The organism is Myxococcus sp. RHSTA-1-4 (genome assembly GCF_020037125.1).
Lineage (GTDB): Bacteria > Myxococcota > Myxococcia > Myxococcales > Myxococcaceae > Myxococcus.
Map to the genome: position 1 here is coordinate 189,057 of NZ_JAIQDG010000011.1, position 20,256 is coordinate 209,312.

The following is a 20,256-nucleotide window of genomic DNA, read 5'->3' on the forward strand; positions in this document are numbered from 1 at the left end:
GCGCCGGGCGGGTCCGCGGCACTCCTGGTGCGTGGCAGGGAGGGCTGTGTTAGTTCCCCGCCCATGCGCTTCGACACGCTTGCCATTCATGCCGGCCAGGAGCCGGACCCCACGACGGGCGCCATCATGACGCCCGTCTATCTGACGTCCACCTATGTCCAGGACGGGCCCGGGGAGCACAAGGGCTACGAGTACAGCCGGACGCAGAACCCCACCCGCAAGGCGCTCCAGGACTGCCTGGCCGCGCTCGAGGGCGCGAAGTACGGCGCCGCCTTCGCCTCCGGCCTCGCGGGCACGGACATGCTGATGCACATGCTCAACGCCGGGGACCACGTCGTCGTCTCGGATGACGTGTACGGCGGCACCTTCCGCATCTTCGACAAGGTCTTCAAGCGCTCCGGCCTCGACTTCTCCTTCGTGGACCTCTCCAAGCCGGAGAACTTCGAGGCGGCGATTACGCCGAAGACGAAGATGGTGTGGGTGGAGACCCCCACCAACCCGATGCTCAAGCTCATCGACCTGGCGCGCATCGCCGAGGTGGCGAAGAAGCGGAACATCCTCTCCGTCGCGGACAACACCTTCATGACGCCGTACTTCCAGCGCCCGCTGGACCTCGGCTTCGACGTGGTGGCGCACTCCACCACCAAGTACCTCAACGGCCACAGCGACGTGGTGGGCGGCTTCGTCTGCACCAGCCGCGATGACGTCGCCGAGCGGATGTACTTCCTCCAGAACGCCGTGGGCGGCGTGTCCGGCGCCTTCGACAGCTTCCTCGTGCTGCGCGGCGTGAAGACGCTGCACGTGCGCATGGACCGCCACGCGCAGAACGCGATGAAGGTGGCGCAGTACCTCGCCACGCACCCGAAGGTGAAGAAGGTCACCTACCCGGGCCTGGAGACGCACCCGCAGCACCAGCTCGCGCGCCAGCAGATGAAGGGCTTCGGCGGCATGCTGACCTTCGACATCCACGGCGGCCTGGAGGCGGCGCGCAGCTTCCTCAAGACGGTGAAGGTGTTCGCCTGCGCCGAGTCGCTCGGTGGCGTGGAGTCGCTCATCGAGCACCCGGCCATCATGACCCACGCCTCGATTCCGCGTGAGACACGCGAGAAGCTCGGCATCGCCGACGGCTTCATCCGCCTGTCCGTGGGCATCGAGGACGCGCAGGACCTCATCGACGACCTCGCCCAGGCGCTCGACGTGGTGAAGTAAGGCCTCCCGCGGACCGCCTGGCACAAGGCACGCCCTCGCTGGTGTCGGAGGGCGCATGGCCCTATATGGGGCCCATGCGCTACTTCGATGACTTCCAACCGGGAGAGGTGAGCGAGTTCGGGCCGTATGTCGTTTCGCGTGAGGAGATCATCGCCTTCGCGAAGCAGTTCGACCCGCAGCCCTTCCACCTGAGCGACGAGGCCGCCCGCGAGGGCATCTTCGGCAGCATCGTCGCCAGCGGCTGGCACACCGCCTCCATCTGCCACAAGCTCATCGTGGAGGGCCTGCTGGGCAAGGCCGCGAGCCTGGGCTCGCCCGGCCTGGACGAGCTGCGCTGGCTCAAGCCGGTGCGCCCCGGGGACACGCTGTCGGTGCGCACGGAGGTCCTCTCCACCACGCCCTCGCGCAGCAAGCAGGACCGCGGCGCCATCAAGTTCCGCTTCGAGGTCCGCAACCAGCACGGCGACGTGGTGATGAGCGAGGTGGCCAACGCGCTCTTCGCCCGGCGGACGCCGTAGAAACACCAAGGGCCTCCCACTCCCGCGCCGGGAATGTGGAGGCCCTCCGTGCTTCAGCCACCCGTGGGGGCTTCGGACTACGCCGCCGTGCGGTGCAGGTAGTCGATGAGGTCGATCTTCGTGACGATGGCGACGACCTTCTCGCCCTCCTTCACGACGGCCACGTTGTCCGCCGCGAAGACCTCACGCAGGCGGGCGATGCTGGTGTCCAGCGACAGCGCGCCCTGCAGCGGCGCGACGATGGCGTCGATGGTGTCGGTGAACTTCACCTTCCCGGCCACCAGCGCGTTGAGCAGGTCGTACTCGTGCACCATGCCCACCGCGCGCCCGTCCTCCGTCACCACCGGCATCTGGCTGATGCCCAGCGCGCGCATGGTCTCCACCACCTGGTCCACGCGGTCACCCTTGCGCGCCGTCTTCACCTCGCGGCGCTTGTCCCCGATGATGTCGCGGACGGTGCCGGAGCCCTTGTCCTCCAGGAAGCCGTTGTCGCGCATCCACTCGTCCGAGTGGAACTTGCTGATGTAGCTGCTGCCCGAGTCCGGGAGCACGACGACAATCGTCTTGCCCTTGCCCACTTCCTTGGCGAGCTGCACGGCCACGTGCACCGCCGCGCCGGAGGAGCCACCCGCGAAGATGCCCTCCTCGCGCGCCAGGCGCCGCGCCGCGATGAAGCACTGGCGGTCATCCACCTGCCGCACGTCGTCCACGACCTTGAAGTCCATGGCGCCGCACAGCATGTCCTCGCCGATACCTTCCACCTTGTAGACGTGCGGCTCGGTCAGCTTGCCCGTCTTGAAGTAGCCCTCGTACACCGAGCCCACCGGGTCCACGCCGACGTTCTTCAGGCCGGGAATCTTCTCCTTGAGGAACTTGCCGGCGCCGCTCATGGTGCCGCCGGTGCCCAGGCCCGCGACGAAGTAGTCGAACTTCCCCTCGGTCTGCTCGTAGATTTCAGGCCCGGTGAGCTTGTAGTGGGCCTCGATGTTGTCGGGGTTGTGGTACTGGTTCAGCATGAACGCGCCGGGCGTCTCGCGGTACAGGCGCTTGGCCGTCTCGTAGTAGCTGCGCGGGTCCTCGGCCGGCACGTTCGTCGGCGTCACCACGACCTGGGCGCCGAGCGCCTTCAGGCGGTTGATCTTCTCCAGGGACATCTTGTCCGGCATGGTGAAGATGCACTTGTAGCCCTTCACCGCCGCCGCCAGCGCCACGCCCATGCCGGTGTTGCCGGACGTGTTCTCCACGATGGTGCCGCCGGGCTTGAGCTTCCCCTCCCGCTCGGCCTTCTCGAGGATGTAGAGCGCCATGCGGTCCTTGATGGACGCGCCCGGGTTCATGAACTCGCACTTCACGAGCACGGTGGCGTCGTTCGGCCCGACGAGCTTGTTGAGCTTGACCAGGGGCGTGTGGCCGATGGCGGTAAGAATGGTGTCGTGGATGTCCATTGCTGCTTCCGGAAAAGGGTTCGCGGCGCGTCTTATATGTCGCCGCCCGGGCCCGGTCGACAGCACATGGCGTCTCGGTCCCTCGGGGTGGAACAGGTCCGGCCCCCGCGTCCTTCCGGACCCCGGGGCGGGAGGCACTTCGGGCGGGCCCCGGCCCCGCCGCCCGGTCCCCAGGCGCTCCGACGCGGCGCGACGTGGTGGGGGCCAGGGGGCCCGTCTCGTACGTGACAGGCCGGGGGGCTTCCGGGCGTTCTCCTCTCGCGGCCTTTGACCCGCACCGACGCGCCTCCCATACTCGGGAGTCACGTTTCAACCCCCTCCGGAGAACCCCGTCGATATGGAACTCGAGGCCGCCCTGCGCGACCAGGTGGGACAGGCCGTTGGCCGTCCCGTGCCCCACGCCGCCATCAAGAAGCTGAAGGGCGACGCCAGCAACCGCTCCTACTACCGCGTCGGCGCGCCACCGGAGAGCTGGGTGGTGATGGTGATGCCCCCGGACGCGACGAAGAAGAGCGAGGAGGCCACCAAGGGTGAGCCGCCGAAGGAGCTGCCCTTCATCAACGTGCACCGCTACCTGGAGAGGCTGGGCGTGCGGGTGCCGCGCATCCTCCGTTACGACGAGCCTGCGGGGATGATGGTGCTGGAGGACCTGAGCGACATCACCTTCGAGGCCGCGCTCGAGGGCGGCAAGCACCGGGAGGCGCTCTACACCCGCGCGGTGGACCTGCTGGCGCGCCTGCGCGCGGCGGCGGAGAAGCAGCAGGACCCGGACTGCCTGGCCTTCACCCGCGCCTTCGACGAGGACCTCTACGACTGGGAGCTGCACCACTTCCGCGAGTGGGGCCTGGAGGCGTGGAGCGGGAAGAAGCCCACCGACGCCGAGCGCGCCGAGCTGGACCGCACCTTCCGCGACATCGCGAAGCAGCTCGCCGCCGCGCCGCGCGGCTTCACCCACCGCGACTACCAGAGCCGCAACATCATGGTGAAGGAGGGGGAGCTGGTCGTCATCGACTTCCAGGACGCCCTCCAGGGCCCGCGCCAGTACGACCTGGTGGCCCTGCTGCGCGACAGCTACGTGGAGCTGGACCGGGCCTTCGTGGACACGATGCTGGACCGCTACATCGCCACCTTCCAGGAGGCGACCGGCGAGCGCATCGACGCGGCGTCCTTCAAGTCCTTCTTCGACCTGCTCACCATCCAGCGCAAGCTGAAGGACGCGGGCCGCTTCGAGTTCATCCACCGCGTGAAGGGCAACCCGGGCTTCCTGGTGTCCATCCCCGCGTCGCTGCGCTACGTGCGCGACGCGTTCGCCCGGAAGCCGGAGCTGCGGAAGCTCCAGGACCTGGTGGCGAAGTACGTCCCCGAGCTGGCGGCCTGAGTCCGGCGTCCGGAAAGGGGAGGCGACAATGAAGGCGATGGTCCTCTGCGCGGGCCTGGGTACCCGCCTGCGCCCGCTCACCGAGCGCTGGCCCAAGCCGGCCATGCCGCTCCTGGGGCAGCCGCTCTTGCGCTACCACCTCGCGGTGCTGAAGGCCGCGGGCGTGACGGCGGTGGGCATCAACACCCACCACCTGCCGGACACCATGGCGGAGGTGGCCCGCGCCGAGTGCGAGCGCGCGCAGCTGCCGCTGCACGTGGTGCACGAGCCCGTCATCCAGGGCACCGGCGGCGGCATCCGCGGCCTGCGCGAGTTCCTCTCCGGGGACGACTTCCTCGTCTTCAATGGGGACATCCTCTACCCGGTGGACCTGCGGCCGGCGGTGGCCATGCACCGTGCATCCGGCGCGGTGGCCACCATGGTGCTGCAGGCCATGCCGGAGGGGGAGAAGTACGCGGCGGTGGAGCTGGATGCGTCCGGCCACGTACGGCGCATCGCCGGCCACGGCCCCGGAGGCGAGGGCCTGACGCCGTGGCACTTCACCGGCGTGCACGTGATGTCCCCGCGCATCTTCGACTTCATGACGCCGGAGGGGCCCGAGGACATCAACCGCGAGGTCTACGTGCGCGCCATGCAGGCGGGCCAGACGGTGCGCGGCGTGCGGGTGGACGGGTACTGGTCCGACCTGGGCACGCCGTCACGCTACCTGGCCACGGTGCTGGACGTGCTCGCCGGCCGCGTGCGGCTGGAGTGGCTGGGCGCGGACGCGCCCGGCCCGTCCTGGGTGCATCCGGAGGCGCGCGTGGGCACGAAGTCCGTGGAGGGCCCGGTGTACCTCGGCCGCGGGGCCACCGTGGCGGAGGGGGCCTCCGTGGGCCCCGGCGTGTCCGTGGGCGCGGGCGCGAAGGTGGGCACGGGCGCGAGAGTCCAGCGGGCCGCCGTCTTCGAGGACACCGAGGTGGCACCCGGCGAGACGCTCACCGAGGTGCTCGCGTGGGGGACGCACCGGATTCCCGCGCCGCTGTCGGGGCGCTGAGAGACTCCGGACCGCGAGCGCGCGCCGGGCCGCGTGCTCCGGTGCCCGGACCGTGGGCTTCCTCCGGGAGTCTGGAGCTCGAGACTCCAGACTCCGCGGGTGCTCAGCTCGCGTGGTAGCGCGCCAGCACGCAGGTGACGTTGTCGTTGCCGCCGGCGGCGTTGGCCAGGTCGATGAGCTGACCGCAGGCCTTGTCCAGCTCGGGGGTGCGCAGGAGGATGTCCTGCATCTGCGCGTCCGTCACCATGCCGCTCAGGCCGTCCGAGCAGAGCAGGAAGATGTCGCCCTCCTGCGGCTCCACGCGCGACACATCCACCTGGACGTTCTCCTTCATGCCGAGCGCGCGGACGATGACGTTCTTGTGCGGGAAGTTCTCGATTTCCTCCGGCGAGAGCTTCTTCGCCTTGAGGTAGTCGTTGAGGAGCGAGTGGTCCTCCGTCACCTGCTTGAGGGCGCCGGCTCGGAAGAAGTACACGCGGCTGTCGCCCACGTGGCCCACATAGGCCACGTCGGCAGCGAAGTGCACGCTGACGATGGTGGTCCCCATGCCCTTGTACTTCGCCTCGGTGCTGGCCTTCTCGTAGATGCGCGCGTTGGCGAGCTTGATGCCGGTGGAGAGCCGGTTCTCGTCGTAGTTGCGGGCCTTGTCCATCTTGAAGGGCCAGGTGCAGTCCTGGTCCTTGGACGTCATCCGGTAGAACTCACCGAGCTCGTCCACCGCGATGCGGCTCGCAATCTCGCCGGAGGAGTGGCCACCCATGCCATCCGCCACGCAGAAGAGGTTCTCCTCCTGGAGCACCAGGAAGTTGTCCTCGTTGTGATTCCGTTTCATCCCGACGTGGGTGCTGCCGGCGACCTCGATGCGCATGCTCGGGAACTCTTCTGGAGGGGGCGGAAAAACTCGCGGCGGAGGTTAACAAAGCCCTCGGAAAACGGTCAAAACTCATGCCTGCCGGCTCTTCAGGCAGGGAAATGGGGGGTGGGCGGCTGGGAGACCGGCTCGAAGCTCAACCGGTCACCTTCCCGCGTTCCGCTGGCCTCCAGGACGCCCGCGGGCAGCTCCAGGACGGAGCGTGATTGAAAGTACACGGAGGTTGCCCGCCAGGGAGGGAGCGCTGAGAGCTGCTTGACGATGACGCCCTGGGCGTCCAGGAAGGCCACGTCAATGGGGATGCGCATGAAGAAGGTGTGGATGGAGTTGCAGGGAAGGATGTGCAGCCCCTCGCCCACGGCGAGCGAGCGCCGCCCCATGAGTCCCTTGAAGCGGTGGAGGAACCCGGTGGCCCGCTCGGCCCGGTCCGCCAACAGCCGCTGCCGTGTCTCGTTGTTCACCCTCCAGCGCATGTAGCGCGTTCTACCCCATGCTCGAACCCCTGGCGCGTCCTCTGCATCTGGTCCTGGTCTCCCCGCAGATTCCCCCCAATACGGGCAACGTGGCCCGGCTGTGCGCGGTGACGGGCTGCCGCCTCATCCTGGTGGAGCCGCTGGGCTTCTCCATCGACGACCGGCACCTGAAGCGGGCGGGGCTGGACTACTGGGACAAGGTGTTCCTCCGGCTGTATCCCACCTATGCGGCGTACGTGGCGGACTACCCGGAGGCCCGGCGGTGGCTCTTCTCGGCGCGGGCGGAGACGTCCCTGTACGAGGCCCGGTTCCAGGAGGGCGACCACCTGGTGTTCGGCTCGGAGGTGACGGGGCTCCTGCCGGAGGTGATGGAGGGGGGGACGGGGACGGCGGTGACGATTCCGATGCTACAGGACCGTCGCAGCCTGAATCTGTCCACGGCGGTGGGGATTGGGGCCTATGAGGCCCTGCGGCAGGTGGCCTTCAGCGGAGCGGGCAGGCAGGCCCCCCCGGCAAGTTGAGGGGAGGGGCGGAGGGACTACACTGCGGCGGAGCATGACCCCGTCGCAGGCCGCCGAAGCGCTGTATTCCGCCCACAAGTCCCGAGCCACCGGGTGGCTGACGCTTTCCGCGGGAGGGCGTGAGTCCCGGCTGTTCCTGCGCGAGGGGAACCTCGTGGGCACGCGGCTGGGGTTCGGGTACCAGAGCCCGGCGCAGGCGCTCTTGCAGAGTGGGATGCTGGGCGCGGAGGCGCTGGATGCGCTGTGGGCGCGCGGCGGGGCGGGGGCGCCGGACGAGGAGTTGCTGGAGGAGTACGGCCTGGAACCGGACGTGGTGGTGGAGCAGCAGGTGCTCGCCCACGTGCGGAGGCTGAGCGAGCTGGCCGAGCGCGCCGCGTTCGAGCCCGGCTCGGTGGAGGAGGACTTCCGCCCCATCGCGGGGGCGCGCGTGGTGCGCGCGGCGCTGGAGACTCCGCACGGTGCGGCGCCGGTGGTCCGGGTGTTCCGCTGCGAGGATGTCGCGGCGTGCGAGCCGTGGCTCACGGATGAGTCGGAGCGGGAGTTCTTGGAGACGCTGGCGGAGTTCCGGCAGCCGGAGGGGTTGACGGCCGCGCAGGAGGCACTGCTGCTCGTGCTGGAGCGCGAGGGGTGTGTCCAGGCGCTGTCGGTGGAGGAGTGGGAGGCGCGGGAGCAGGCTCGGCGGGAGGAGGAGGCTCGGCGGAGGGCGGAGGAGGAGGCACGCCGACTCGCGGAAGAAGAGGCACGCCGCAGGGCCGAAGAGGAACGGCTGGCCGAAGAGGCTCGACTGGCGGAGGAGGCCCGGCTGGCCGAAGAGGCTCGGCGGGCTGAAGAGGCTCGGCTCGCTGAAGAGGCTCGACTGGCGGAGGAGGCCCGGCTCGCTGAAGAGGCTCGACTGGCGGAGGAGGCCCGCCTCGCTGAAGAGGCTCGACTGGCGGAGGAGGCCCGGCTCGCTGAAGAGGCTCGACTGGCGGAGGAGGCCCGGCTCGCTGAAGAGGCTCGACTGGCGGAGGAGGCCCGCCTCGCGGAGGAGCGTCGTCTCGCGGAAGAGGCCCGGCTCGCTGAAGAGGCTCGCCGCGCGGAAGAAGCGCGCCTCGCGGAAGAGCGTCGCCTGGCGGAGGAGGCCCGTCTCGCTGAGGAGGCTCGGCTCGCGGAGGAGGCCCGTCTCGCCGAGGAGGCCCGCCTCGCGGAGGAGCGTCGTCTCGCTGAGGAGGCCCGGCTGGCTGAAGAGGCTCGCCGCGCGGAAGAAGCGCGCCTCGCGGAAGAGCGTCGCCTGGCTGAGGAGGCCCGTCTCGCTGAGGAGGCTCGGCTCGCTGAGGAGGCTCGGCTCGCTGAGGAGGCTCGGCTCGAAGAGGAGCGTCGTAGGGCCGAGGAGGAAGCGCGTCTGGCTGAGGCTGCAAGGCTCGAAGCAGAGCGCCTCCGCGCGGAAGAAGAGGCTCGGCTGGCCGAAGAGGCGCGTCTGGCGGAGGAGCGCCGTCGCGCCGAAGAGGAGGCCCGTCTCGCGGAAGAGGCTCGCCTGGCCGAGGAAGCCCGCCTTGAGGAAGCGCGTCGTCTTGCCGAGGAAGCTCGCCTTCGGGCTGAGGAAGAGGAGCGGCGCGCCGCCGAGGAACGTCGCAGGGCCGAGGAAGAAGCGCGTCTGGCGGAGGAGGCGCGCATTGAGGAGGAGCGCCGGCTGGCCGAAGAGGCGCGTCTCGCGGAAGAGGCCCGGTTGGCCGAAGAGGCCCGCCTGGCGGAGGAGCGTCGTCTCGCGGAAGAGGCCCGGCTCGCGGAAGAGCGGCGCTTGGCTGAGGAGGCCCGCCTCGCCGAAGAACGGCGCCTCGCTGAAGAGGCTCGGCTGGCTGAAGAGGCTCGTCTCGCTGAGGAGGCTCGGCTGGCTGAAGAGGCTCGTCTCGCTGAGGAGGCTCGGCTGGCGGAAGAGGCTCGCCTAGCGGAGGAGGCTCGTCTCGCTGAAGAGGCCCGGCTCGAAGAGGAGCGTCGTCTCTCGGAAGAAGCCCGGCTGGCGGAGGAGGCTCGCCTTGCCGAACAGCGACGCCTGGAGGCTGAAGCGCGTCGTGCAGAGGAGTTGAGGCTCGCGGAAGAGGCTCGGCTGGCCGAGGAAGCGCGCCTCGCGGAGCAGGCGCGCCTCGAAGAAGAGCGTCGCCTCGAAGAAGAGCGTCGCCTCGAAGAGGCTCGGCTGGCGGAGGAAGCGCGCCTTGCTGAAGAGGCTCGCCTCGAAGAGGAGCGCCGACGAGAAGAGGCCCGCCTGGCCGAAGAGGCCCGGCTTGAAGAGGAGCGTCGTCTCGCTGAAGAGGCTCGGCTCGAAGAGGAGCGTCGCCTCGCGGAGGAGGCCCGTCTTGCCGAGGAGGCCCGGCTCGAAGAGGAGCGTCGCCTCGCTGCGGAAGAAGCGCGGCTGGCCGAAGAGGCCCGTCTTGCTGAACAGCGACGCCTGGAGGAAGAAGCGCGTCGCGCGGAGGAACTGAGACTCGCAGAGGAAGCGCGCCGGGCTGAGGAGGAACGCCGCAGAGTCGAAGAAGAGCGCCGCGCGGAAGAGGCTCGGCTGGCGGAAGAAGCTCGCCTCGCCGAAGAGGCTCGCCGCGCGGAAGAAGAGCGTCTGGCGGAAGAGGCTCGACTGGCTGAGGAAGCTCGCCTCGCGGAGGAAGCCCGCCTTGAAGAGGAGCGTCGTCTCGCGGAAGAAGCGGCTCGCCTTGCCGAGGAGGCCCGTCTAGCCGAGGAGGCCCGCCGCGCCGAAGAAGCGCGCCTCGCCGAAGAGGCACGGCTGGCGGAAGAGGCCCGCCGCGCCGAAGAAGCGCGCCTCGCCGAAGAGGCACGGCTGGCGGAAGAGGCTCGTCTCGCCGAAGAAGCGCGTCGCGCGGAAGAGCGTCGCCTCGCCGAGGAGGCCCGTCGGGCCGAAGAGGCACGGTTGGCGGAAGAGGCTCGCCTCGCGGAAGAAGCGCGCCTCGCGGAAGAGCGTCGCCTGGCTGAGGAGGCCCGGCTGGCGGAAGAGGCTCGCCTCGCGGAGGAGGCCCGTCGGGTCGAGGAGGCTCGCCGCGCCGAAGAAGCGCGCCTCGCCGAAGAGGCCCGGTTGGCGGAAGAGGCTCGCCGCGCCGAAGAGGCTCGCCGCGCCGAAGAAGCCCGGTTGGCCGAGGAGGCCCGTCTAGCCGAAGAGGCTCGCCTGGCTGAGGAGGCCCGGCTGGCGGAAGAGGCTCGCCTCGCAGAGGAGGCCCGTCGGGCCGAAGAGGCACGGCTGGCGGAAGAAGCACGCCTTGCGGAAGAAGCGCGCCGCGCGGAGGAGGCTCATCGGGCCGAAGAAGCACGCCGCGCCGAGGAAGCCCGCCGCGCGGAGGAGGCCCGCCGCGCCGAAGAAGCACGCCGCGCCGAGGAAGCTCGTCGCGCGGAAGAAGCGCGCCTGGCCGAGGAAGCTCGTCGCGCGGAAGAAGCGCGCCTGGCCGAGGAAGCTCGTCGCGCGGAAGAAGCGCGCCTGGCCGAGGAAGCTCGTCGCGCGGAAGAAGCGCGCCTGGCTGAGGAGGCCCGTCGCGCCGAGGAACTTCGTCTCGAGGTGGAGCGCCGCCGTGCGGAAGCGGTGCGCAAGGCGAAGGAGGCGCGACTCGCGGAACAGGCGCGGCTCGCGGAGGAAGCTCGTCGCGCGGAGGAGGCTCGTCGCGCGGAAGAGGCCCGCCGTGCCGAAGAGGCCCGCCGCGCGGAGGAAGCCCGCCTCGCCGAAGCGGCCCGTCAATCCGCCGCCTCCGCGCCCGCGCCGGACGACGCCGATGCGCTCGCCCTCGATGTCGGAGACATCATCGTTCCCGACTCCGAGGCGCGGCAGTCACCGGACGCCTCCTGGGCGGACGCCGTCTCGCGGGCAGCATCTTCCACCCTGGACCTCCCGTCCTCGGCCGAGGACCCCGAGGCCCTGCGGGTCGCACGTCAGCGCGCCCAGGCCGCGCTCCTCCACGACATGCAGGAGGCCATCCGCCGCTCGAAGACGCAGCCGCTGGAGCCCTGGCTCGCAGAGGAGCCTCCTCGCGCCACGCCTCCCACGCGGACGAAGGACCTCGTCCCCGCCCAGCACGAGCCGTGGAGCGCCCGGGAGACCACCCTCTCCCCCCCGTCCGAGGCCGACCCGGCGGAAACCGAAACCGACCTGCCCCTGCTGGAGCTCGAACCCGAGGCTCTGCTGGAGGCCACCCCGGTCCCCGAGCCACTCCCGAAGCCCGCCGCTCCGGCCCGGGCCTCCACCTCGGGGCCACCCGTCCTCACCCCCGCCGCGCCCCCCAAGTCCAAGGGCGGGCCGCCCGTCCTCACCCCCGTCGCCGCCCCGCAGCCCCCCACCGCGGACGTGCTCGACGGGGGAGACGACGCCAGCCTGTGGACCTCGCGCCCGGCGCCGCTGGCGGCCCCGCCCCCGCTCCGTCTGGGCCCGGCCGCCCCCAAGGCAGGCGAGGAAGACCTGTGGCGCATCGTCTCCTTCGACAAGGACGAGGGCGCGGCGAGCCTGACGGCCTCCTTCGAGGCGGCGCTCATGCAGGTGGACTCCCACCTGGAGTCGCTCATCCGCTCGGATGTCAATCAGGCGGGCGTCGATTTCAACGAACCCCCCGTCGAAGCCATTGTTGAAGCGACGATCGAACCGGGGGACCCCCTGGATCCAGGTTTCATCCCCGGTGACAACCGAGATGCAACTGGACAGACTGCATGGGCCGAGCCGTCCGGGGACCTGGACGACTGGGACTTCGACGAGGACGACGTGGCGGCAGACCCCTCCAATCCCGACGAGGCAGCGAAGCTCCGGCGCCAGCGCCTGCTGCGCCGTGCGATGGAGAACATGGGCGTACTCGGCTCGCGTGGACCCGCCGTGGTGGGTGCCACACCCACCGCCGAGCCCGCCCAGGCCACCCCCACGCCGCCCGCGCCTTCCGAGCCGCCCAAGCCGGACGAGGCGCGGCTCGCCCAGCAGATTGAGCAGCGCTACTCGGACGTCCAGGCCCGCAGGGACCACTTCTTCGTGCTCGGCGTCCCGCAGGACGCTTCCCGCGAGCAGGTGAAGTCCGCCTTCCTCAGCCTCGCCAAGCTCTTCCACCCGGACCGGCTGCCGCCAACGCTGCCCCACCTGGCGCCGAAGATTACCGCCGTCTTCGAGGCCATCCGCGAGGCCTACGAGGTCCTCTACGACGACGCCCGGCGCAAGGCGTATGTGCAGAGCCTCCAGGCCCAGCAGGCCCTGCCGAAGGCGCCCGCGCAGGCCTCTTCGTCCGCTCCCGCCGCCCGGACCGCGGGCCGTCCCGACAGCAGCCCGGACGACCTCTACAAGATGGGCGAGGTCTACTTCCGCAAGCGGGACTTCACCACCGCCTCGGACCACTACGACCGCGCCTACTCGATGGACCCGAAGCCCCTGTACCTGGCCGCCCGCGCCTGGGCCATCTACATGGACCCGGCCCGCAAGGCGGACATCCCCAAGGCCAAGCAGATGATGGCGGACGCGGTGCGCGCCGACCCCAACTGCGACCGCGCCCACTACCAGCTCGGTGTCATCGCCCGCGTCGAGGGCGACATGGACCGCGCCGAGCGCCACTTCCGTGAGGCGGTGCGCGCCAACTCCAAGCACCTGGAGGCCAACCAGGAGCTGCGCCTCATCGAGATGCGCAAGAAGAACCCGCCCAAGAAAGGTGGCTTCTTCCGCTGAGGCGGCCCCGGCTCCCCGCCCTCACGGAGGGTGAGGGCGAGGACGGGCACGAGCCGCCTGTCCGGCCGGGGGACAGCCGGATTCCCCGTCTTCCCAAGCCATTGACATGCCTGGAAAGCGGGCAGGATGCTCCCGCGCCAGGCTCTCTGTAGAAGTCCGCAGCGACGAAAGGCAAGTAACGTGGCCAAGCAGCACCTGCTCCTGGTCGATGGTGACGCAAAGAGCCTCCGCGTGATGGAGGTCAGCCTGAAGAAGGCCGGCTTCTCCGTGACGACGGCCATCCACGGCAAGGATGCGCTCGAGAAGGTTCAAATCAGCCCACCGGACCTCGTGCTCGCGGACACGAAGATGCCGGAGATGGACGGCTTCGAGCTCTGCAAGGCGCTCAAGTCCGACGAGCGCTTCAAGTTCATCCCCTTCGTCTTCCTGACGAACCAGAAGTCGGTCGAGTTCAAGGTGCGCGGCCTGGAGCTCGGTGGCGACGACTACCTGACGAAGCCCATCTACATCAAAGAAATCGTCACCCGCGTGAAGATGATCCTCCAGAAGGCGGAGAAGGAGAGGATCGAGAAGCGGGAGACGACGAAGGGCGGCTTCGCCGGCAGCCTCGCCGACATGGGCGTGGTGGACCTGGTGCAGACGTTCGAGATTGGCCGCAAGACGGGCATCATCTCCATCCAGGGCGAGCGCACCGGCACCGTCTACTTCAAGGAAGGCCGGGTCATCGACGCGGAGCTGGGGCGGCTGAAGGGCGAGAACGCCTTCTACCGCATGCTCAACACGTTCGAGGGCCAGTTCGAGGTGCAGTTCACCGCGCTCGACCGCCCGGAGCGCATCGAGGTCTCCACCCAGGGCCTGCTGATGGAAGGCATGCGCCGCCTGGACGAGTGGGGCCGCATGCTCGAGCAGCTCCCGCCGCTGGAGACGGTGTTCGAGATTGACTACCACCAGCTCGCCGACCGGCTCTCGGAGATTCCGGACGAGGTCAACGGGCTGCTGCGCCTCTTCGACGGCAAGCGCACCCTGAGCCGCGTGGTGGAGGACTCGGACTTCGAGGACCTCGCCGCGCTGGGCATCATCAGCAAGCTGTACTTCGAGGGCCTCATCCGCGAGCTGGGCAACGCCCCGCTGGAGCCGGTGCCGAGCAGCAAGCCCGGCATCGAGCAGTGGCTCAACGCGGCGCCGCCTCCCAGCGCGCCCGTGGAGCCCGCGCCCGCCACGCCTCCGGAGCCGCCGCCCGCCGCCGTGGCCGCGCCTCCGGAGCCGCCGCCCGCCGCCGTGGCCGCGCCTCCGGAGCCGCCGCCCACGCCCGCCGCGCCCGAGCCGCCGCCCGCCGCGCCCGTGGAGGCTCCGCCCGCGCGCGCCATGCCCCCGAGCGTGCTCGCGCCGCCCGCGGGCGTGGAGGACCCGGGCGCGTCCGCCAGCCCCGCCACCGGGGCCCAGCCCGCCAACGTCGTCGTCTTCCCGGCGCGGCCCCGGCGCAACGGCGCCGTCCCCGCGACGCCGGATCCGGAGGACACTCCCGCGCTTCCGCCCACGGCGGAGGGCTCGTCCTTCCTCGTGGAGCCGCCTCCGGCCCACCGCGCCCGCGAGCACGCGCACCGCAGCCTGCTGCTGGACTGGAGCCGCGTGGACACCGAGGGCATCAGCTCGGCCTCCACGTGGGGGCCGGGCTCCGGCTGGGCTCCCGGGCCGCGCGCCTACCCGAGCAACAGCGCCCCGGCACAGGCCCAGGGGACTTCGGCCTCCGAGACGGCACCGCGCGCTCCCATCTTCGGTGGCGCGGCCGTGGGGCCCAACCCCTTCCCGCCCGTGCCTCCTCCCGCGCCGGCGCCTCCCTCGTCCGAGGTGACGCTGGTGAGCGGCAGGGGCGGCGCGGCTCCGGCCGCGGTGCCGCCGGTGGCGCCCGTGTCCGTGGAGCCCATCGCGGAAATCGAGGAGGTTCCTCCGACTCCGCAGCTCGCACTGCCGCCGTATCCGGGCCACGGGGCTCCCCCGCCCGTGACGCCGGTGGCGCCCGAAATCCCCGAGGAGCCGCGCACGCCGAGCTCGCCGCCGCCCGCGGTCGCCGTGGCGCCTCCTGTCGAGACGAAGCCGGCGGAGGTGAAGCCCACCGAGACGAAGCCGCAGCCGCCCGCCGCCGAGGCGAAGCCCGCGACGGTGGCGCCCGCGAAGCCGGCGGGGACTCCGTCGGAAGATGACGCCGCGCTTGCCGCGGTGGTCCGCCCCAAGCGCACCGGTCTGTACGTGGCCGCCGGCCTGCTGCTCATCGGCGCCGTCGCCGCGGTGGTCGCTCTGGGCGGTGGCTCGGGCTCCTCGGACCCGCGTCAGGCTCCGCCCCCGAAGGCCCCGGTGGAGACGCCGGCACCTTCCAACACGGTGACGCCGCCGGGCACGGACACGCCCACGCCGCCGCCCGAGGCCGCCACGCCTCCGGCCGCCGAGGATGCGGGAGCCGCCACGGCCACCGCGGCCACGCCTCCGGTCACCGAGGACGCGGGAGCCGCCACGGCGACCGCGGCCACGCCGCCTCCCGCCGCCGCGCCGGACGCCGGGACGGCCACCGCGGAGACTCCGCAGCCCCCGGGTGGGGAGACGCCGCCGGTGGACCCGGAGGTGGAGTACGCGAACCTCGTGAAGCAGGCGAAGGCGGCCATCGTCGGTGGCCGCCACAAGTCCGCCGCCATCAGCTACCGCAAGGCGCTGGCCCTCAAGCCGGCCTCGATGGAGGCGAAGGCGGGCCTGGGCATCGCGCTGGTCAACGGCTCCACCTCGGACGCGGCCTACCGCGAGGCCGCGAAGCTGCTCCAGGAGGTCGTCCGGGAAGAGGACCGGAATGCGCGCGCCTGGCTGTCGCTCGGCATCGCGCTGCAGATGACCGGAAAGAATTCCCAGGCGGCCGAGGCCTACAAGCGGTACTTGTTCCTCGAACCGACGGGAGCCTCCGCCACTGAGGCCCGCTTGATGCTCAAGCAACTGGGCAACTGAGCGGCAAGGCGGCCCGCCTCCCATAGCCTCGGAGAAGTGAGCCGCCTTGCTCGTCCTCGGACTGGAAACCTCCTGTGATGAGACCGCCGCCGCCGTCGTGGAGGACGGGCGGCGCGTGCTCGCCGACGTCGTCTCCACCCAGGTGGACATCCACCGGCGCTGGGGTGGGGTGGTGCCGGAGCTGGCCAGCCGCAACCACATCGTCCAGGTGATGCCCGTCATTCACGAGGCCCTCACCCGCGCCCAGAAGACGCTCGACGACGTGGACCTCATCGCCGTCACCTCCGGCCCCGGCCTCATCGGCGCGTTGCTGGTGGGCGTGCAGGTGGCCAAGGGGTTGAGCCTCGCCACCGGCAAGCCCTTCGTGGGCGCCAACCACCTGGAGGGCCACCTGCTGGCCATCCGGCTCATCGAGGAGGCCCCGGAGCCGCCGTTCCTCGGGCTCGTCGTCTCCGGCGGGCACTCCAGCCTCTACGAGGTGCAGGCCTATGGCCGCTACCGGCTGGTGGGCAGCACCCGCGACGACGCGGCCGGCGAGGCCTACGACAAGACGGCGCGCATCCTCGGGCTGCCGTACCCGGGCGGGCTGCCCATCGACCAGCTCGCGCAGAAGGGGGACCCGGAGGCCATCCGCTTCCCGCGCGCGCTCCCCGGCGACAACTTCGACGTCTCCTTCTCCGGCCTGAAGACGGCGGTGCTGCACCACGTGCAGAAGCACGGCGTGCCCGAGGGACAGGCGCTGGCGGACCTGTGCGCGTCCTTCCAGGAGGCGGTGGCGGACGTGCTGTCGAAGAAGCTGGTGGCCGCCGCGCGCCGGCTGGGCCACAAGCAGCTCGTGCTGTGCGGGGGCGTGGCGGCCAACTCGCGGCTGCGCGCGCTATGCAGCGAGCGCGCCCGGGAGCGGGGGCTGAACATGTTCCTGCCGCCGGTGCGGCTGTGCACGGACAATGGCGCCATGATTGCCGTGGCGGGTTATGAGGCGTACCGCAGGGGGCTGCGCGGGGACTTCCGCCTGGCGGCGGACCCCGCGTGGCGCATGTAGAGGGAGGGAGACCGGGTGGAATCGCCGCGAGAAATTCTCAAGAGACATGGCCTGCGCCCCAAGCACAGCTGGGGGCAGAACTTCCTCGGTGACGAGGATGCCCTGGAGACCATCGCCGACGCGCTCAACCTGCGCGAGGGCGAGCCGGTGGTGGAGCTGGGCCCGGGCCTGGGCCACCTCACGCGCTTCCTCGCCGCCACCGGCGCCCGCGTCACCGCGGTGGAGCGGGACCGGGACATGCTGACGGTGCTGGAGAAGGAGGCCATCCCCGGCGTGCGCGTGGTGGCCGGCAACGCCGCCACGGTGGACTTCGCCGAGGTGGCCGGCGCGCCCGAGGTGGCCGTGGTGGGCAACCTCCCGTACCACCTGACCAGCCCCATCCTCTTCCGCGTGCTGGAGCAGCGCGCCCACGTCACCCGCGCCGTCTTCACCCTCCAGAAGGAGGTGGTGGAGCGGCTCGCCGCGGAGCCCGGCAACCGGGACTACGGCCTGCTCACCGTGCTGCTCGGCATGCACTTCGACGCGGAGAACATCCTCACCCTGGAGGCCTGGCGCTTCCACCCGCCGCCCAGGGTGGACTCCGCGGTGCTGCGCCTCACGCGCCGCAAGGCCCCGCGCGCCCCCATCATCGACGAGGCCCGCTTCACCCGCGTGGTGAAGGCCTCCTTCGCCCACCGGCGCAAGACGCTGCTCAACTCCATCAAGTCGGACCCCGCGCTGGGCACGCCCGAGTCGCTCGCCGCCGCGCTGGAGGCCGCGGGGGTGGACCCGCAGCGCCGCGCGGAGACGCTCGCGCCCGAGGAGTTCGCCGCCATCGAGCGCGCGCTGGGCCCCGTCGTGGAGAAGCTCCCACCGCCGACGCTGGAGGAGTAGGGCGGAGGCCTAGCGCCCCCGCATGCCCAGCGCCTGGAGCAGGCCGCCCTGCTGCTCCAGCCAGGCGCGGAACTCGGCCTCGGGAATGCGCATGCGCGCCAGCACGCCGCGGAGGATTTCCTCCACGGTGCCGTCCTGCCGCCGCTTCAGCTCCAGGGCCGCCTTCAGCAGCACCACGCCGTAGAGAGGATCCGGCTCCACCGGCGGTGCGGGTGGCGCCTTGGGGGCCGTGCTCTGACGGGCCTCTTCCAGCCGTACCACCGTCTTCGCCCGCTGCCTGCCGCCACTCATGTCCGGAGACCACCCCGCGCACACGCCAGGAAATCGCGGGGACCGTAGGGGATGACCTCCGGAGCGTCAAGGGAGCCTGGCATCCCCGACGCGGGGTGCGGGCGCGCGAAATTGCCGGATTCGGACGCCCGTGTTGTGTTATCCGCCCGGATGCGTGGCCGGGCCCCCTGAGATATGGGCGCGCGGCTTCAGTGCGCATTCCGCGGTCGGGAGGCCTCGGCGGATGGACTACCGGTACATCGTGGTCGAGGGGCCCATTGGCGTGGGCAAGACCAGTCTCTCCAACATCCTCGCCGAGCGGCTGGGCGGCCGGCGCATCCTCGAGGTGGTGGAGGAGAACCCCTTCCTCTCCAGCTTCTACTCGGACCGGCAGAAGTTCGCGTTCCAGACGCAGATATTCTTCCTCCTGTCGCGCTTCCGGCAGCAGCAGGAGCTGTTCCAGCAGGAGCTCTTCAGCTCGATGACGGTCAGCGATTATCTCTTCGCCAAGGACCGCATCTTCGCCCACCTCAACCTGGACGCCCACGAGCTGTCGCTCTACGAGCGCGTCTTCGAGGCGCTCGGGCCCCGCGTCACCAAGCCAGACCTGGTCATCTACCTCCAGGCCCGCCTGGACGTGTTGCTGCACCGCATCAAGAAGCGGGGGCGCGAGTTCGAGCGCAAGTTCGACTCCGAGTATCTGGAGGGGCTCGTCCACGCCTACAACACGTTCTTCTTCCATTACACGGAGACGCCGCTGCTGGTGGTCGACACCTCGGACATCGACTTCGTCCACCACGAGGCGGACCGGGAGGACCTGCTGGCCGCCATTCGCAAGGCGAAGCCGGGCACCCAGCATTACCTTCCAAAGGCTTCCCGACGGGCCTGAGAGACCAGCGCCCGGCGGGCAGGTCGTCCTCCAGGCCCCCACGACCGCCCGGAGGGCGTTAGAGTGCGGTGGACGGGCCCCTGGCCCCCGGTGATCCCCTGACGGGGACGGCGAGGGGCGAAAGGGTCCGTTACAGGTCGTTCAACCCGTCGACTCAACAGGAGGTGAACCGTGAAGGACAAGGTCACCATCCACACGCTGAAGCGCTTCAAGCAGATCGGCCAGAAGATCTGCATGGTTACCGCCTACGACGCCACGTTCGCGCACATCCTCGACCAGGCCGGAGCGGACGTGCTGCTCGTCGGGGACTCGCTGGGCATGGTGGTGCAGGGGCATGACTCCACGCTGCCGGTGACGATGGACCAGATGGTCTACCACTCCGCCGCCGTCACCCGGGGCGCGCGCCGCGCCCACGTGGTGGGGGACCTGCCCTTCATGAGCTACCAGGTGTCGACGCACGAGGCGGTACGCAACGCCGGCCGGCTCGTCTCCGAGGGCGGCGTGGGCAGCGTCAAGCTGGAGGGCGGGGCCGAGTTCGCGGAGACGGTGCGCGCGATTACCCGCGCCAGCATCCCCGTCATGGGCCACCTGGGGCTGACGCCGCAGTCCGTCCACAAGATGGGCGGCTACGTCGTGCAGGGCCGCGACGAGGAGCAGGCCCGCAAGATTCTCGATGACGCGCTGGCGCTGGAGCAGGCCGGTGCCTACGCGCTGGTGCTGGAGGGCGTGCCGCTGGAGCTGGCGCGCACGATTACGCAGAGCCTGTCCATCCCCACCATCGGCATTGGCGCGGGCGTCGACTGCGACGGCCAGGTGCTCGTCTGCTACGACCTGCTGGGGATGAACCCGGACTTCAAGCCGAAGTTCGTCAAGCGCTACGCCAACCTGCACGGCTCCATCACGGAGGCGGCCGGCGCCTTCTTCTCCGAGGTCCGCCAGGGCGCGTTCCCGGACGAGGACCACTCCTTCAAGTCCAGCAAGAACATCCGCCTGGTGGCCGGCAACCCCGCGGCGCGCGCGGAAGTGCCCGCGGCCGCCGAGGGCGGAGAGAAGATTGGCCCTGTCTACGGGGTTCCGGTCTAGC

Annotated in this window: 15 protein-coding genes; 11 read left to right on the forward strand and 4 right to left on the reverse strand. The window is 70.6% G+C overall.

Annotated features, from left to right (window positions below):
* Nucleotides 1–63 precede the first annotated feature (63 nt).
* Both K8638_RS17480 and K8638_RS17485 read left to right on the forward strand, forming a co-directional pair.
* Complete coding sequence (locus tag K8638_RS17480) at nucleotides 64–1,209, forward strand: cystathionine gamma-synthase (RefSeq protein ID WP_223755660.1); 1,146 nt, start codon at nucleotides 64–66, stop codon at nucleotides 1,207–1,209.
* 74 nt (nucleotides 1,210–1,283) lie between these two features.
* Nucleotides 1,284–1,727 (forward strand): MaoC family dehydratase, encoded by a 444-nt coding sequence (locus tag K8638_RS17485; RefSeq protein ID WP_223755661.1) that lies wholly within the window; start codon nucleotides 1,284–1,286, stop codon nucleotides 1,725–1,727.
* Nucleotides 1,728–1,804: 77 nt separating this feature from the next.
* Here K8638_RS17485 and K8638_RS17490 read toward each other — a convergent pair whose 3' ends face one another.
* Nucleotides 1,805–3,172: a pyridoxal-phosphate dependent enzyme gene (locus K8638_RS17490; protein ID WP_223755662.1), complete on the reverse strand. Its 1,368-nt coding sequence runs from the start codon at nucleotides 3,170–3,172 to the stop codon at nucleotides 1,805–1,807.
* Nucleotides 3,173–3,509: 337 nt separating this feature from the next.
* Between K8638_RS17490 and K8638_RS17495 the strand changes: the two genes are divergently transcribed.
* The gene (locus K8638_RS17495) at nucleotides 3,510–4,550 is read left to right on the forward strand and encodes an aminoglycoside phosphotransferase family protein (RefSeq protein ID WP_223755663.1); all 1,041 of its coding nucleotides are present in this window, start codon (nucleotides 3,510–3,512) and stop codon (nucleotides 4,548–4,550) included.
* A 28-nt stretch (nucleotides 4,551–4,578) separates the two neighbouring features.
* A complete protein-coding gene (locus K8638_RS17500; RefSeq protein ID WP_223755664.1) occupies nucleotides 4,579–5,586 on the forward strand; it encodes a sugar phosphate nucleotidyltransferase in 1,008 nt (335 codons plus the stop codon).
* Nucleotides 5,587–5,689: 103 nt separating this feature from the next.
* Here the strand turns inward: K8638_RS17500 and K8638_RS17505 are convergent, their stop codons facing one another.
* Nucleotides 5,690–6,454, reverse strand: a complete 765-nt coding sequence (locus tag K8638_RS17505; RefSeq protein ID WP_223755665.1) for a Stp1/IreP family PP2C-type Ser/Thr phosphatase — start codon at nucleotides 6,452–6,454, stop codon at nucleotides 5,690–5,692.
* A 92-nt stretch (nucleotides 6,455–6,546) separates the two neighbouring features.
* The gene (locus K8638_RS17510; protein WP_223755666.1) at nucleotides 6,547–6,930 is read right to left on the reverse strand and encodes a DUF192 domain-containing protein; all 384 of its coding nucleotides are present in this window, start codon (nucleotides 6,928–6,930) and stop codon (nucleotides 6,547–6,549) included.
* A gap of 17 nt (nucleotides 6,931–6,947) precedes the next feature.
* On the opposite strand from K8638_RS17510, the gene K8638_RS17515 reads away from it, so the two are divergent.
* From K8638_RS17515 to rsmA, 5 genes are all read left to right on the forward strand, one after another.
* Nucleotides 6,948–7,451, forward strand: a complete 504-nt coding sequence (locus K8638_RS17515; RefSeq protein ID WP_223755667.1) for a tRNA (cytidine(34)-2'-O)-methyltransferase — start codon at nucleotides 6,948–6,950, stop codon at nucleotides 7,449–7,451.
* 34 nt (nucleotides 7,452–7,485) lie between these two features.
* On the forward strand, nucleotides 7,486–13,110 hold the full coding sequence (locus K8638_RS17520; protein ID WP_223755668.1) for a DnaJ domain-containing protein: 5,625 nt from the start codon (nucleotides 7,486–7,488) through the stop codon (nucleotides 13,108–13,110).
* A gap of 180 nt (nucleotides 13,111–13,290) precedes the next feature.
* Complete coding sequence (locus K8638_RS17525) at nucleotides 13,291–16,098, forward strand: DUF4388 domain-containing protein (protein WP_223755669.1); 2,808 nt, start codon at nucleotides 13,291–13,293, stop codon at nucleotides 16,096–16,098.
* Between the two features lie 46 nt (nucleotides 16,099–16,144).
* The gene (gene tsaD, locus K8638_RS17530; RefSeq protein WP_223755670.1) at nucleotides 16,145–17,140 is read left to right on the forward strand and encodes a tRNA (adenosine(37)-N6)-threonylcarbamoyltransferase complex transferase subunit TsaD; all 996 of its coding nucleotides are present in this window, start codon (nucleotides 16,145–16,147) and stop codon (nucleotides 17,138–17,140) included.
* A 15-nt stretch (nucleotides 17,141–17,155) separates the two neighbouring features.
* On the forward strand, nucleotides 17,156–18,013 hold the full coding sequence (gene rsmA / locus K8638_RS17535) for a 16S rRNA (adenine(1518)-N(6)/adenine(1519)-N(6))-dimethyltransferase RsmA (RefSeq protein WP_223755671.1): 858 nt from the start codon (nucleotides 17,156–17,158) through the stop codon (nucleotides 18,011–18,013).
* Nucleotides 18,014–18,022: 9 nt separating this feature from the next.
* Here rsmA and K8638_RS17540 read toward each other — a convergent pair whose 3' ends face one another.
* Nucleotides 18,023–18,304: a hypothetical protein gene (locus K8638_RS17540; protein WP_223755672.1), complete on the reverse strand. Its 282-nt coding sequence runs from the start codon at nucleotides 18,302–18,304 to the stop codon at nucleotides 18,023–18,025.
* A 223-nt stretch (nucleotides 18,305–18,527) separates the two neighbouring features.
* On the opposite strand from K8638_RS17540, the gene K8638_RS17545 reads away from it, so the two are divergent.
* A complete protein-coding gene (locus K8638_RS17545; RefSeq protein WP_223755673.1) occupies nucleotides 18,528–19,172 on the forward strand; it encodes a deoxynucleoside kinase in 645 nt (214 codons plus the stop codon).
* Nucleotides 19,173–19,343: 171 nt separating this feature from the next.
* The gene (gene panB, locus K8638_RS17550) at nucleotides 19,344–20,255 is read left to right on the forward strand and encodes a 3-methyl-2-oxobutanoate hydroxymethyltransferase (RefSeq protein ID WP_223755674.1); all 912 of its coding nucleotides are present in this window, start codon (nucleotides 19,344–19,346) and stop codon (nucleotides 20,253–20,255) included.
* Nucleotide 20,256 lies beyond the last annotated feature (1 nt).